Origin of the sequence: Roseomonas chloroacetimidivorans (genome assembly GCF_049629625.1) — a bacterium.
GTDB lineage: Bacteria > Pseudomonadota > Alphaproteobacteria > Acetobacterales > Acetobacteraceae > Roseomonas > Roseomonas chloroacetimidivorans.
In genome coordinates this window covers 186,728-200,589 of sequence record NZ_JBNBZS010000010.1, presented here as the reverse complement: position 1 = coordinate 200,589, position 13,862 = coordinate 186,728, and the positions used below count along the sequence as shown (strand labels likewise).

The 13,862-nt window shown below is 67.3% G+C and carries 14 protein-coding genes; 13 read left to right on the top strand and 1 reads right to left on the bottom strand.

What is annotated here, in order from left to right; translation table 11 throughout:
- The first annotated feature begins 30 nt into the window (after positions 1–30).
- Together ACO1BU_RS09650 and ACO1BU_RS09645 are read left to right on the top strand one after the other, a co-directional pair.
- A complete protein-coding gene (locus ACO1BU_RS09650) occupies positions 31–1,017 on the top strand; it encodes a Bug family tripartite tricarboxylate transporter substrate binding protein (protein WP_424135721.1) in 987 nt (328 codons plus the stop codon).
- Between the two features lie 141 nt (positions 1,018–1,158).
- Positions 1,159–1,848, top strand: a complete 690-nt coding sequence (locus tag ACO1BU_RS09645; protein ID WP_424135720.1) for a DUF2848 domain-containing protein — start codon at positions 1,159–1,161, stop codon at positions 1,846–1,848.
- A gap of 164 nt (positions 1,849–2,012) precedes the next feature.
- On the opposite strand, the gene ACO1BU_RS09640 is transcribed toward ACO1BU_RS09645, so the two are convergent.
- The gene (locus ACO1BU_RS09640) at positions 2,013–2,963 is read right to left on the bottom strand and encodes a cupin domain-containing protein (protein ID WP_424135719.1); all 951 of its coding nucleotides are present in this window, start codon (positions 2,961–2,963) and stop codon (positions 2,013–2,015) included.
- Between the two features lie 94 nt (positions 2,964–3,057).
- Between ACO1BU_RS09640 and ACO1BU_RS09635 the strand changes: the two genes are divergently transcribed.
- The 11 genes from ACO1BU_RS09635 (at position 3,058) to ACO1BU_RS09585 (ending at position 13,766) form a co-directional block, all read left to right on the top strand.
- Positions 3,058–3,879 (top strand): IclR family transcriptional regulator, encoded by an 822-nt coding sequence (locus tag ACO1BU_RS09635; RefSeq protein WP_424135718.1) that lies wholly within the window; start codon positions 3,058–3,060, stop codon positions 3,877–3,879.
- A gap of 91 nt (positions 3,880–3,970) precedes the next feature.
- Positions 3,971–4,975, top strand: a complete 1,005-nt coding sequence (locus ACO1BU_RS09630) for a Bug family tripartite tricarboxylate transporter substrate binding protein (RefSeq protein ID WP_424135717.1) — start codon at positions 3,971–3,973, stop codon at positions 4,973–4,975.
- Between the two features lie 279 nt (positions 4,976–5,254).
- The gene (locus tag ACO1BU_RS09625) at positions 5,255–6,055 is read left to right on the top strand and encodes an ABC transporter ATP-binding protein (protein WP_424135716.1); all 801 of its coding nucleotides are present in this window, start codon (positions 5,255–5,257) and stop codon (positions 6,053–6,055) included.
- 40 nt (positions 6,056–6,095) lie between these two features.
- Positions 6,096–7,079, top strand: a complete 984-nt coding sequence (locus ACO1BU_RS09620) for an ABC transporter substrate-binding protein (protein ID WP_424135715.1) — start codon at positions 6,096–6,098, stop codon at positions 7,077–7,079.
- A gap of 1 nt (position 7,080) precedes the next feature.
- Positions 7,081–7,911, top strand: a complete 831-nt coding sequence (locus ACO1BU_RS09615) for an ABC transporter permease (RefSeq protein ID WP_424135714.1) — start codon at positions 7,081–7,083, stop codon at positions 7,909–7,911.
- 17 nt (positions 7,912–7,928) lie between these two features.
- On the top strand, positions 7,929–8,693 hold the full coding sequence (locus ACO1BU_RS09610) for an SDR family oxidoreductase (RefSeq protein WP_424135713.1): 765 nt from the start codon (positions 7,929–7,931) through the stop codon (positions 8,691–8,693).
- Complete coding sequence (locus ACO1BU_RS09605) at positions 8,690–9,502, top strand: alpha/beta fold hydrolase (RefSeq protein WP_424135712.1); 813 nt, start codon at positions 8,690–8,692, stop codon at positions 9,500–9,502. Before ACO1BU_RS09610 ends, ACO1BU_RS09605 begins: the two co-directional genes overlap by 4 nt.
- Entirely contained in the window at positions 9,495–10,349 is an 855-nt protein-coding gene (locus tag ACO1BU_RS09600) for an IclR family transcriptional regulator (RefSeq protein ID WP_424135711.1), read from the top strand. The genes ACO1BU_RS09605 and ACO1BU_RS09600 overlap by 8 nt, the downstream gene beginning before the upstream one ends.
- Positions 10,346–11,275, top strand: a complete 930-nt coding sequence (locus ACO1BU_RS09595; RefSeq protein WP_424135710.1) for a VOC family protein — start codon at positions 10,346–10,348, stop codon at positions 11,273–11,275. The genes ACO1BU_RS09600 and ACO1BU_RS09595 overlap by 4 nt, the downstream gene beginning before the upstream one ends.
- 5 nt (positions 11,276–11,280) lie before the next feature.
- Entirely contained in the window at positions 11,281–12,066 is a 786-nt protein-coding gene (locus ACO1BU_RS09590; protein WP_424135709.1) for an SDR family oxidoreductase, read from the top strand.
- Positions 12,067–12,077: 11 nt separating this feature from the next.
- Complete coding sequence (locus ACO1BU_RS09585) at positions 12,078–13,766, top strand: thiamine pyrophosphate-binding protein (protein WP_424135708.1); 1,689 nt, start codon at positions 12,078–12,080, stop codon at positions 13,764–13,766.
- Positions 13,767–13,862: the final 96 nt, after the last annotated feature.

The window sequence follows — 13,862 nt, the reverse complement described above, 5'->3', positions numbered from 1 at the left end:
GCACTCGGGACTTCAGTCGGAGGCTGCTGCATGTTCGGTCGTAGGAATGTCACCCACCTGGTGCTCTCTGCCGGGGCGGGAATCTTGGCGGGCCGTGCGGCCCGTGCGCAGGGAACCGGCAACTGGCCGGATCGCCCGGTGCGCTGGGTGGTCGGCTATGGCGCGGGCGGCGCCAGCGATATTTTCGCGCGTATGATCGCCAAGCAAATGGGCCCGGCCCTCGGCCAATCCATCGTTGTGGAGAACCGCCCGAGTGGCGGCGCCATCGTGGCCACGGAGAATGTCGTCCGCTCCCCGGCGGATGGCTACTCCCTGCTGCACGTGGACAACGGCGTGCTGGTCTACAATCCCGCCCTTTATGCCAGGCTGCCCTTCGATCCGGATAAGGACCTGACTAGCGTCGGCTTCATCGGGCGGTTTCCGATGCTGCTGCTGGTGCGCCCGGAAAGTCCCTTTGCCGATTTCGCCGCGCTGCTCGCGGAATCAAAGAGGCGCAGCCTGACCTATGGCACGCCCGCTGTCGCCTCGCCGCACCAATTGGCTATGGAGGTGCTGAAGCAGCAATCGGGTCTTGATGCGACCCATGTGCCCTATCGCGGCATGCCGGCGGTGCTGAACGACCTCGTCTCCGGCCAGGTCGACTGTGTCATCTCGGACATTACTAACGCGCTGCCCTTCCTCCGGGGTAATCGTGCCCGTGGCCTGGTGGTGATCGGTGATAGCCGCGCCATCGCTGCGCCCGAGGTGCCCACTGCGGTGGAGCTCGGCTATCCGCGCGCCGTGGCCTATGGCTGGCAAGGCATCTCGGTTGCCAGCGGAACCCCGCCGGCGATCGTGGAGCGGTTGAACACCTTGCTGCGCGCCGCCATCGGGAGCCCTGATGTGTCGAAGCAGATGCGGGACATCGGGGTGGAGCTGGTGCCCCGCAGCCCCACTGAGATGACCGAGTTCGTCCGGGCCGAGAATGCGGTGTGGCGGCCGCTGATCCGGGACCTGGGCATCCGGCTGGACGTGTGAAGGGCAGAGTAGGGGGATACCTCCTCCCGGCCTTCCCGCCTAAAAGGTCAGCCAGAACCCGGCACCTATGCGTCCGGGGGCTCCGCCCGGCCGGTCGCGCCGTTGGCGGGTGCGACCGAAAGAACAGGCAGGACCGTATTCATGGCAGCACTGGCCTTCGACTTCTGCGGTGGGGGCGGCACGACCCGCCGGACGGTGACCATCCGCGATCTGGTGATCGCCGGGTGGACCGGCCGCGACCCCCACAAGGTGCAGGAGCATATCGAGGAGCTGGCCGCGCTGGGCGTGGCGCCGCCCCCGAGCACCCCCTGCTTCTACCGCGCCGGGGTGGAGACGCTGACGACAAGCCCGCTGATTGACTGCCTGGGTGCCGAGTCCAGCGGGGAGGCCGAGTTCATCATCCTGGTGGACGAGGACGGTTCCTGGTGGGTCGGCCTCGGCTCCGACCACACGGATCGAAAGGTGGAGAGCTACTCCATCACCGTGTCCAAGCAGATGTGCCCGAAGCCTGTCGCCCCGGTGCTCTGGTCCTTCGAGGACGTGGCGGACCACTGGGATTCGCTGCAGATCCGGTCCTGGGTGGATGATGGCGCGGGCCGGGTGCCCTATCAGGAGGGCAGCGTGGCCGCGATGCGTGATCCCCGCGACACCGTGGCGGCCTATGACGCGCAGGGCTTCGGCGCGCTGCAGCCCGGGACCATCATGTTCGGCGGCACCTTGCCCGCCCTGGGCGGCATCCGCCCGCGGCGCGAGTTCTTCATGGCTCTGCACGACCCCGTGCAGAACCGCAGCATCGAGCACAGCTACACGGCGCGCTGGCTGCCGGGCTGAGGAGGGGGCGGCGGCACCGGGTCAGGCACGGCGCGGCCCTGAGCCTTCGGGCTCTGGCTTCCTCGGCCGCTGAGTGCATGCGAGACGGTAAGGCCGGCGCAGCTCGAACTCGAAGAAGTAATCGGGCCTGGGAAAGAGTCCTTTCTTTCCCAGGCCTTTTTTCATCAGGCCGCCTCGAAGTGCACCGTCTCCGGCTCAGCCGTGCCGATCACCTGCCACACGGTCACGGGCCCCGCGCTGTTATTGCGGAACCAGTGGCGGCGGCCAGCCGGGTTCATCACCAGGTCACGCGGGCCGAGTTCCAGTTCCGCCACCTGGCCCTGCTCATCCTCCCAGCCCACGGTCAGGCTGCCCTCCAGCACGAGGAAGGCGTCCTCCACATCGCGGACATAGGGCTTCACGCCGGCGCCGACAGGAATGCCCAGCATCTCCTTGCGGCAGGTGTCGGACTGGATGCCGCCCGGGCCGACATAGACCTTGCGCGTGAAGCCGGCCGGATCCCACAGGGTCGGCTGCTCGTTGTGGCGGATGACGTAGCGCGCCATGTGCTGCTGTAGCGGGTGCTCGCCGGTGGGGCTGAAGGGGATGGTCTTGCCGGGCTCGGCGCCGAATGCACGGGCCAGTTCCGGGGCGGTGTTCTTGGGATGGTAGAGATATCGCGGTGGCAGCGGCTTGCCGACATCGACGCTGATCGACATCAGCACCGGCTCGATGCCGTCATTGCGGAAGCCATGGCCGATGTCGCGGGCATTCAGGATCATGTCCTTCGGGCCAAGGCGCACCTCGACCACTTCGCCATCCTTTTCCCAGCCCACGGTCAGCACGCCATCGATGATGAGGAAGCTCTCCTCGATCTCATGCGCGTGGCAGGCGGCGTATTTGCCGACGTGCTTGTAGATGAGGCTGAGCGTGAAGTGCTCGGGCTTCAGCGTGGCGTTGTCGTTCACCTTGGGTGATCCGCCGGCGCCGATATAGCGCATCTGCGCCCGTTCCAGATCGGCGAAGCCGCGATTGCTGGGGAAGGCGTCCCAGTCGAAGACCTTGTCCACATGACGCCCGACATGGGCCCGCAGATCGGCCTCCAGGCTCGGAGCGACGGGGGTGACGATGTTCATGCGGGGCCCTCCTGCTGTGTCCGGTGACTGCCGGGTGCCGGTTACCTAGCGCCACCAAGTTTTGGATGCTATACGTCGTTTTATGGGTGAACAGATGGACGAGCCGCCCGTCCCTGGCGGCGCCGAAGATCGCTACATCGTTCCCGGCCTATCCCGCGGGCTGGAAGTGTTGCTGGCCTTCACGCCCGAGCGCCGGCGCATGACGCTGACCGAAATGGGCCAGGCGGTGGGTGTGACGCGCTCCGCGGTTTTCCGCATTGCCTACACGCTGCAACAGCGCGGCTTCCTGACCTATGACGCAGGCACGCGCACCTATGCGCTTGGCCCGCAGGTGCTGCGGTTGGGCTATGGCTATCTCGCCTCGCGCGACCTGGTGGAGGTCGCGCTTCCGCATCTGGAGGCGCTGCGGGACCGGACCGGCTGGTCCGCCCATCTCGGCGTGCTGGAGGGACGGGAGGTGGTCTATCTCGCGCGCTTGCCGACGCGTCGTTCCCTCTCCAGCGTGGTGCAGGTCGGCACGCGGCTGCCGGCCCATGCGACCACCATGGGGCGTGTCCTGCTCTCCGCGCTGTCGTCGGCCCAGTTGAAGGATCTCTATGCAGGCGTGGCGCTACAAGCCTACGGGCCGCAAACCCCGACCAAGCTTCCCGCCTTGCTGGCCCAGGCGGAGGCGGATCGCATGGCGGGTTTCGTCGCCCATGTCGCGGGCTATGAGGCTGGGGTGGCGAGTGTCGCCGCGCCAGTGCGTGACGTGACCGGCGCGACGGTTGCGGCGATCAATGTTTCGACCGTCGCGCTGCTGACTTCCGAGGAAGAACTTCGTGGTCCCTTGACGCAGGAGGTCGTGGCGGCGGCAGGACGGATCTCCGCCGCACTTGGTTTCGACGGGGAGGCCACGAAGGCCCGCCGCGCCTGATTTGCGGGCGGGCGGCGAAGGATACGCTGCCCGTTGCGCCCACTCACAACGAAACGTCCGCACGGAATGCCACAGCCTAATGAGGATCCTCATGACCCCCTTTCATCGCCCTATCAGCCGGCGCAGTGCCCTGGCCGGCTTCGGCGTCAGCACTCTGGGCGTGGCCTTTCCCGGCGGCCTGCACGCCGCAGAGGCTTGGCCGGCCAAGCCCGTGACCATCGTCGCGCCCTTCACGCCGGGCGGTCCGGTGGATGTGCTGGCGCGAGTGATCGCGCAGGGTATCCAGGCTGGTAACGGCCAGACCACTGTTGTCGACAACAAGGTGGGCGCCCAGGGCAACATCGGGATCGATGCGGTGCGCCGTGCGGCGCCAGACGGCAACACGCTACTGCTGGTACCTGCCGGGAATCTGACGATCAACCCGACCCTGATGCAGAACCTGCCCTTCGATGTGGAGCGGGACTTCGCGCCGGTCAGCCTGCTGGCCACCGCGCCCAACGTGATCGTCTGCGCGCCCAACCTAACCGTGAAGAACGTGGCGGAGCTGATCGCCTACGCGAAGACCCAGCGCGACGGCGTAACCTACGCATCGCCCGGCGTAGGAAGCCAGCTTCATCTGGCTGGCGAATTGCTGGCGCAGAAGACCGGCATGCAGATGCTGCACGTTCCCTATAAGGGGTCGAGCCAGGCCGTGGCCGATGTGATCTCCGGCAATGTCCAACTTCTCTTCACCAATCTGCCGGCAGTGCTGACGGCGATCCGCGCCGGGCAGGTGCGTGCCTTGGCCCTTACCACCGCTGCCCGGTCCCAGACCGCGCCGGAGATTCCGACGCTGGAGGAGGCGGGCGTGGGGGGGCTCGACATCACCTCTTGGTACGGGCTGCTTGCCCCGCGCGCGACGCCGGATGCCACGCTGACGGCGATCTACACGGCGATCCGGCAGGTGCTGCACGCGCCCACAACCAAGTCCGCGCTGGAGGCTCAGGGACTGACGGTTACGGATGAGGGCCTGGCGGAGTTCGAGGCCCGTATCCGGCGGGAGACGGCGACCTGGGCCGAGGTGATCCGCAGCCGCAACATCCAGTCGGGTCTCTGATCCGACCGGCGCCGGGGCGCGGTTGCGCCCTGGTGTCCACCGTGGCGTCCGATGCGAAGCCTGACCACGACTGCCTGACTCCTGGGTGATGCTGCCGCCCGGTGGGGCAATGGCCCGGTATTCGCTTGGGTGATGACTGTCCCCGGCCAAAAGATTCTCTTTGACGTCGGAACCAGTCCGCATCACTCTTCCAACAGTGAACACAAAGTTCACATTTGAACGGATAATGCCCCGGTGCTCCAGAGCGTTTCCCCCGTTGATCGGCCGGCTGACGACCGAGTGGCGCACGCATCGAAGCATGTGCCGCCGGATGTCCTTGACTTCGACGGGGTGACCAAGTGCTTCGCGACCCGGACCACGACTCCCTTCACAGCCGTGGAAGACCTCTCCTTCAAGGTTCGGAAGGGCGAATTCGTCGCCATCGTCGGCCCCTCGGGCTGCGGCAAGAGCACGGTGCTGAATCTCGTGGCCGGGCTGGACCGCCCGACCGAAGGCCGCATTGCACTGTCCGGCAAACCTGTCTCGGGGCCGAACATGCAGGTGGGCTTCATGCTGCAGAAGGATCTGCTGCTGCCCTGGCGAACCATTGTGCGCAACGTGGAGTTCGGCCTGGAGGCGCGCCCCATCGGCCGCACCGAGCGACGCGAGCGCGCCCTGCGGGAACTGGCCCGCTGCCGCCTTCAGGATTTCGCGCATCACTACCCCTTCCAGCTCTCGGGCGGCATGCGCCAGCGCGCAGCACTGGCGCGGACGCTGGCGATCGAGCCGGATGTGGTGCTGCTGGACGAGCCCTTCTCCGCCCTTGATGCGCAGACAAAGCTGCTGCTCCAGCGCTCTTTCGCACGAACCATCAGCAGCTCTGGTGTTACCACCCTGCTGATCACGCATGACCTGACCGAGGCAGTCGCCATGTCCGACCGCATCCTGGTTATGAGCGAGAGGCCGGGCCGGATTGTCGAGGAGATGACCCTCGACCTGCCGCATCGCGACGACCCGATCGCCCGCCAAGCCCTGCCGCGGGCGCGCGAGGCGATCGCGCATCTCTTCCAGTCGCTTCACCTCGCCGAGCGCGAGGCTTGAGCGCGTGCATGGCAAACGGCTGACCGGAAGGACGAACAGCATGACCTTTCTCACCAGGCGCGCGCTTGGCGGCGCGGCCCTCGCAGCCGGTCTGGGGGCAGCGATTCGTCCGGCCTCCGCGGCGGAGAAGGTGACCTATCTTTTTCCGGCTCCCCCCTTTCTTCCGGCCTTTGTGCCGCACCACCTCGCCCAATTGCGCGGTTATTTCACGCAGGAGGGCGTCGAGGTCACCTACCAGCTCGGCCGCGGCGGCGCTGATGTCGCGAAGCAGGTGGCGCTGGGCAATGCCGAGATCGGCGGCGGCAGCGGCGATACGTCGATGATCGTGCGCGCGAACGGGCTGCCGGTGCGGGCCGTGGCGCTGCTCGGCGGTGGCTCGCTCTATCAGGTCGCCACGCGCAAGGACCGCAACATCAAGTCCTTGGCCGATCTGCGCGGCAAGAAGATCGGCGTGATTGCTTATCAGGATACGGGCTACTATGCGCTGCTCGGTGCCCTGGCCGGCAGCGGCATCTCGAAGAGCGACGTGCAGATCCAGGCGGTCGGTCCTGCGGGCATGGTGCAGCTCATGGTCTCCGGCAATCTGGACGGCATCACCGCGACGCCGGACTGGGCCGACAATATAGAGACCGCCGGCACCGCGCTGGACTATCACCCTCTGCAGCAGGTCTTTCCGGCCATGGCGCAGGCCGTGCTGACCTCCGACCGGATGGCACAGGCCCGCCCGGCCGCCGTGCGCGGCGTGGTGCGCGGCATCATGAAGGGCGTGAAGGCCTGCATGGAGGACCCCGCCTCCGCAGCGCGCGACTTCTGCAAGGCCGTGCCGCAGCAGTCCGGCAAGGAGGCGGAGATGGAGCGCATCCTCCGCCGCTATGTCACCCAGGTCTATCCACCGCAGAGCAACGTGGAGCTCGGCAAGTTCGACCCTGCGCGGCTGCAGACCATCCAGAAGTTCTACATGGACAATGGCGTGATCCAGGACGCCGTTCCGGTTCGGGACCTGTACAGCAATGATTTCATCTGACATGGCGGTCAGGCCGGGGCCAGTTCCGGCTGTCGCGCCGCTTGGCACCGAGGCGCAGCGGTTTCCATGGGGAGCGCTGGCCCTTCCGGCTGCGATGATCCTTGTTGCCCTGGTGGTACTGCTGGTGTGGGAATTCCTGCCGCCCGCCCTTGGCGTTCCGCGCTTCATCATCCCCACCATCAGCGACATGGCGCAGGAGATGGCGCGGATGTGGCGCTTCGAGGGGCTGCTGGACCACCTGATCTCCACGGCCAGCATGACGCTCCTCGGCTTTTTCGTGGGCGGCCTGCTGGGGGCTGTCTTCGGCTATGCGCTCGGCCTTTCTCCCATGGCGGAGAAGGTGCTGTCGCCCTACATCCTGGCGCTGCAGATCGCGCCGAAGGTGGCCTTCGCGCCGCTCTTCATCATGTGGTTCGGCTATAATGCCTGGCCGAAGCTCATCGTCACCGTGCTCGTGGTCTTCTTCCCGATCCTGGTGAACGTGCTGCAGTCCATGCGGACGGCAGACCGGGACCTGGTGAATCTTGCCCGGGCCTATTCCATGACCCGGGCGCAGATCTTCTGGAAGATCCTCTTCCCGGCCTCGATGCCCAACCTGCTGGCCGGGCTGCGGATCGGGGCGACGCTGGCTGTGATCGGCGTGACCGTGGGCGAGCTGGTCGGCGGCAGCACCGGCCTGGGCTACCTCATCACCTATGGGGAGGGGCAGGCCAACACCGCGATGGTCTTCGATGCCATCGTGCTGCTGACCGTCATCGGCAGCGTGCTCTACTGGATCGTGGCGGCGGCCGAGGCGCGCATCCTGCATTACCTGCCGCGGATCGCCCAATGAGCGCGGGGGCGGGGAGCATGGCGGCGAATCCCGCTCCGCAACTCCTGGCGGGCCGCACCGTCGTCGTGACGGGCGCGGCCCGTGGCGTGGGGCGCAGCATCGCCCTGGCCTGCGTGGCCGCGGGGGCGCGGTTGGTTCTGGCCGACATCCTGGCTGAACGCCTGGCCGAAACTGCTTCCGAGATCACGGCGATGGGCCACGCGGTTCGCGCCGTGCCGCTGGATCTTGCCGATCCTGCGGCGATCGAGGCCTTCGCAGAGGATGTGGCGGCCCATGAAGGCAGCATCCAAGGTCTGGTGAACAACGCCGCCATTGCCACTGGCATCGGCGGCCCGGAATTCGATGCCATCGAGATTGACACCTGGGACCGGGTAATGCGCGTGAATGTGCGCGGCACCTGGCTGGTGACGCGGGCCATGGTGCCGCTGATGTCGGACGGCCGCATTGTCAATCTTGCCTCTGACACCGCCCTCTGGGGTGCGCCGCGATTGCTCGCCTATACCGCCAGCAAGGGCGCGGTGATCTCCATGACCCGTTCCCTGGCGCGGGAACTGGGGCCACGCGGTATCGGCATTACCGCCATTGCCCCCGGCATCATGCGGGGCGAGGCGACGGATTATGTGCCGGCGGAGCGCCACCGCCTCTACGAAACCGGCCGTGCCGTGCCAGGCCCGCAGGTAGCGGAGGACATCACGGACACGGTGGTCTTCCTGCTGACCCCTGGTGCGTTGGCCCTGACCGGGCAGGTGCTGCCGGTCGATGCAGGATTTGTCTTTACGTGATCACCACTCAATCTCTTGCGCGGATACAGGCCGCCGGCATCTCGCTGCTCCACCGTCCTGGTACGGGAAAGGGTCTTCCGCTGATCTTGCTGCACGGTATTGGCAGCAATGCGGGCAGCTGGGCGCGGCTGATGGAAGCCTTGCCGCCTGGGCCCGCGATCTGGGCCTGGGATGCGCCGGGATATGGCAGCTCGGCCCCCGTTGCCCCTAGGGCGCCGACCCCTGACGACTACGCCTCCGCGCTGGAGCGGGTACTGCATGAGCTTGGGCAGGAACGGATTCTGCTCGCGGGCCACTCGCTCGGTTGTCTGTTCGCCGCGCGCTTTGCCGCCAGCCATCCTGGCCGCGTGGCGCGGCTGGCGCTGATGTCTCCTGCGCTGGGCTATGGTATCACAGCGGGGCCATTGCCGCCCAAGGTCCAGGCCCGGATCGACGACCTGGAGGCACTGGGGCCGGAGCAGTTCGCCGCGCGCCGGGCCGCGCGCCTGGTCCACGACGCCGCCAATAGTCCCGGCGTGCTGGAGGACGTGCGCCGCGCCATGGCCGCGGTGAAGCCCGCCGGCTACGCTCAGGCCGTGCATGCCCTGGGCGCCGGTGACCTGCTGGCCGATGCGGCGCGCCTCACAATGCCCGTGCTGGTCGCCACGGGGTTGGAGGATGTGGTCACTCCGCCCGACAATGCCCGCCGTCTCTTCGCCGCCCTGCCGGCCGGCATCCGCTTGGCGGAGCTGCCGGGCGCCGGCCACGCCCTGCCACAGGAGCTGCCCCAGGCGATCGCTGCGCTGCTCAAGGAGGCGCTGCTTGCCTGATACCCTCCGGGAAAACCAGTTGGGTGAGGCAGGCGACTCTACCTATCTCTCCCCGCCCGTGCAGCGCGCGGCGCGTCTGCTTCGCCACATCGCGGAGGGGGATCGGGTCACCAACATGGCCGCGACGGCCCGTGCGCTGGGCATCAACCGCACCACGCTACTGCGCCTGCTGACCACTTTGGAGGCGGAGCGCTTCATCGAATCCGGCGGGCCCGGCCAGGGCTGGCGTATCGGACTGGGTCTGATCGGCCTCGCGGCCCAGTCCTTCTTCTCGCAGGATCTCGTGCAGACGGCCGTGCCCATCATCACGAGGCTGGCGGAGGCCTTGGGGCTTTCCGCCCATCTCGGCGTGCTGGACGGGCTGGAGGTCGTCTATGTCGTCCGCCGTACGCCGGAGCAGGTGCCCTATGTCAGCAATATCCGCGTGGGCAGCCGGCTTCCGGCCCATGCGGCGGTGATGGGGCGCATCATCCTGGCCTATCTGCCGCCCCAGCGTGTGCGTGAAATTTTCGGCGCGAGTTCTCTGCCGGCCAGCACTTCGCATACCCCGGTCACGATGCAACAGCTGCATGCACGGCTGGCAGAGGATCGCGCCCAGGGCCTGGCCTGGAGTGACGGCTTCTTCGAGGTGGGGATCAGTTCGGTCGCCGCTGCCATCTTCGATGCCTCGGGCGTGCCGGTCGCGGCACTGAATGTCAGCGGCCAAACCGCTACCTTCAACGATCCCGCGCGGAGGGAGCGGATCGGGCGCGCGGTGCGAGAGGCGGCTGAAGAGATCTCCCGGCGGCTGGGCTGGGTCGGCCCGGCAACTCCTTCGAACCAGACACGAGCTGAGGTGGTGGCATGAGCGAGCGGATATCGGTCGACTTCCTGCGGGGCATCGCCATGCGCGCGCCAGGCGCCACGGCCACGAAGGGCTTCTACGAGACGAACTGGGGCCTCCGCATGGTCGCCCAGGGCAATGATGGCACGACTTATTTTCGCGGCACCGGGCCGGAGCACTGGATCTACGCGCTGCGCGAGGACCGCGATTTCGGGATCGACTACATCAATTTCGGCATGAGGAGCCGTGAGCGCGTGAGCGGCCTGCACAGGCAACTCGTGGCCGAAGGCATCCCCGTCAGCGGTGTGCCAGGGGAGCTTTCCACCCCCGGCGGTGGCTACGGCTTCACTGCCCTGGATCCGGAGGGGCGCCGTCTGCGCTTCGCCGCCGATGTGGCCGGGCATGCCGACACGGATGACGCCCGCGCCATGCCGCGCAAGGTTTCCCATATCGTGCTGAACACGCCGGGTATGGAGGCGCTCAGCGACTGGTACCAGCAGCATCTGGGCTTCCGCATCACCGACTATTCCGCGGACATGATGGTATTCCTGCGCTGCGCGACGGATGCCGCCTTCAGCGACCACCATTGTCTGGCCCTGAACCGCGCCCAGTATTCCTCGGCGAATCATGTCGCCTTCGAGATGCCGTCCATTGACAGCTTCATGCGTGGCATTGGCCGGATGAAGACCATGGGCCAGGCGCCGGCCTGGGGCCCCGGGCGCCATGGCCCCGGTAACAACCCCTTTGCCTATTTCGTCTCCCCCTCTGGCTTTGTCATCGAGTTCACCTCCGAGGTGCACCAGATCGAGGAAGCGTCGCACCAGCCCGAGGTCTGGCCGCGCGACGTGCCGGAGAAGATGGACACCTGGATGACCGCCGGTCCGCCCACGCCAGCCATGCGCACCGTCATGGCCGGCCGCCCCGATGCCGGCTGGCAGACGGCGGGCTGATCGCAATGGATCTGGGTTATCAGGGTCGCATCGCCGTCGTCACCGGTGGCACCTCCGGCATCGGCCTCGCCACCGCCCGGCTGCTGCTGGAAGAGGGCGCACGCGTCGCTATCTGCGGCCGCGATGAGGGACGGCTGGAGGCGGCGCGCGCATCCCTGGATGCTGGTGGCCGCCTGCTGGCCCTGCGCTGCGACGTGCTGAACAAGGCGGAGGTCCAGGCCTTCGCCGATGCCGTTGCCGAATGGGGCGGTGGCGCGCTGCACCTCCTGGTGAACAATGCGGGCCAGGGCCGCGTCTCCACCTTTGAGGAAACCACGGACGAGGCCTGGCGGGATGAGCTGGAACTCAAGTTCTTCTCCCAGATCCTACCATTGCGCGCCTTCCGCCCGCTGCTGGAGCGGGCCGAGGCACCGGCGATCGTCGGCGTGAACTCGCTCCTCGCGCTTCAGCCGGAACCGCATATGGTCTGCACCTCGGCCGCGCGTGCGGGCGTGCAGAGCCTGATGAAATCGCTCGCGACCGAGTTCGCGCCGGCCATCCGCGTGAATTCCATCCTTCTCGGCCTCGTGGACTCCGGCCAGTGGCAGCGGCGCTTCGAGGCACGCGCCAACCCGTCCCAGACGCGCGAGGAGTGGTTCGGCGATCTGGCCCGCAAGAAGGGTATTCCGCTCGGCCGCCTTGGCCTGCCGGAGGAACCGGCGCGGGCCATCCTTTTCCTCGGCTCGCCGGCGGCGAGCTATGTCACCGGCGCCAGCCTTGAGGTTTCGGGCGGCGTGTCGCGGCACATCTGACGAGACAGATCATGGATCATTCGCCGCTCGCCGCGACGCGCCAGACAACCGAGGAGCCGGTGGGCGATCTGGTCGCACGCGCCCTGGCGGATCTCGGTGTCACCCATGCCTTCGGGGTGATCTCCATCCACAACATGCCGATCCTGGATGCCATCGCGCGCCAGGGCCGCATCCGCTTCGTTCCTGCCCGCGGCGAGGCGGGCGCGATGAACATGGCCGATGCTCATGCGCGTGTCTCGCGTGGCCTGGGCGTCGTCATCACCTCCACCGGCACTGGCGCGGGCAATGCCGCCGGATCGCAGGTGGAGGCGTTAACGGCTGGCTCCCCCGTGCTGCATATCACCACCACCATCGATCGCGCCTTCATGGACCGCGACCGCGCCGCTATTCATGATGTGCCGCGCCAGCCGGACATGCTGAAGGCCATCAGCAAGTCCTATATCCGCGTGTGGGAGCCGGCTGGTGCGGTGGACGCGCTTCTCGCCGCCGCTCGTGCCGCCATGACCGCTCCGACCGGTCCGGTAACCATTGAATTCCCCGTGGATGTGCAGCGTGTGAAGGTGCCGGGCCGTGCCGCACCGGCCCGCTGCCATATCGCCCCGCTGCAGCCCGACCCCGCGCAGCTCGACGCACTGGCGGAAATGGTGCTTCGCGCTGAGCGCCCGATGCTTTGGCTCGGCGGCGGTTCGCGCGGGGCTGCGGAGGCTGCGACGGCTCTCGTGAACCGCGGCTTCGCGGCCGTCACCAGCACCCAGGGCCGTGCGGTGGTGCCCGAGGACCACCCCCGTTCGCTCGGCGCCTTCAACATGACGCCGGCGGCCCAGGATCTTTATGACCGCTCCGACCTGATGATCGTCGTCGGCTCCCGCCTGCGCGGGAATGAGACGCGCAACAACGCCATGCCCCTGCCCAGGCCGTTGGTTCAGGTGGATGCCGAGCCCACCCAGGCCGGTCGCAACTACCCCGTGGATATGTTCATCGCCGGCGATGCCCGCCTCGTGCTGGAAGGGCTGCTGGAGCGCCTTCCTGCAACGCTCGCGACCGATCCGGCCTTTCTGCACGACGTCGCCATTGCCCGAGCGACCTCGGAAGGTGCGCTGCGGGTGGCGCTTGGCCCGTACCAGGTGGTTGCGGATGCGCTGCTGGCCCGCGTGCCGGTGGGCCGTCATCCCTTCGTGCGCGATGTCACCCTTTCCAACAGCACCTTCGGCAACCGCTATGTGCAGATCGCTGCGCCGCATCTTGGCGTGCATGCGCTGGGCGGCGGCATTGGCCAGGGCATTGCCATGGCCATCGGCGCCTCCATGGCCGGGGAGCCCGCGAAGACGGTCGCGCTGGTGGGTGATGGCGGAGCCATGCTGATGATCGGCGAACTGGCAACGGCCGCCGATATGGGCGCAAATGCGGTGTTCATCCTGATGAATGACGGCGGCTATGGCGTGATCCGCAATATCCAGGATGCCCAGTATCAAGGCCGTCGCCACTATGCCGATCTGCTGACGCCCGATTTCGGCCTGCTCTGTCAATCCATCCGCCTGCCGCATGAGAGGGTCTCTCAAATCGAGCATTTTGAGGCTGCGCTGGACCGCGCCTTGGCCAAGGAAGGGCCATGCGTGCTGGAGGTGGACATGACCTCCATCGGTCCCTTCGCCGAGAGCTTCGCCGGCCCGCCTGCCGGCGCGGCGGGTAGCGTCCGCTAATGACGGGAATGTGGAAAAGCACCCCGTTCGTCGGCCGCCTGGTCCTGAGGCGGAAAGACCGAGGCGGCAGAATTCTCCACGTCGGCACCTCTGAAC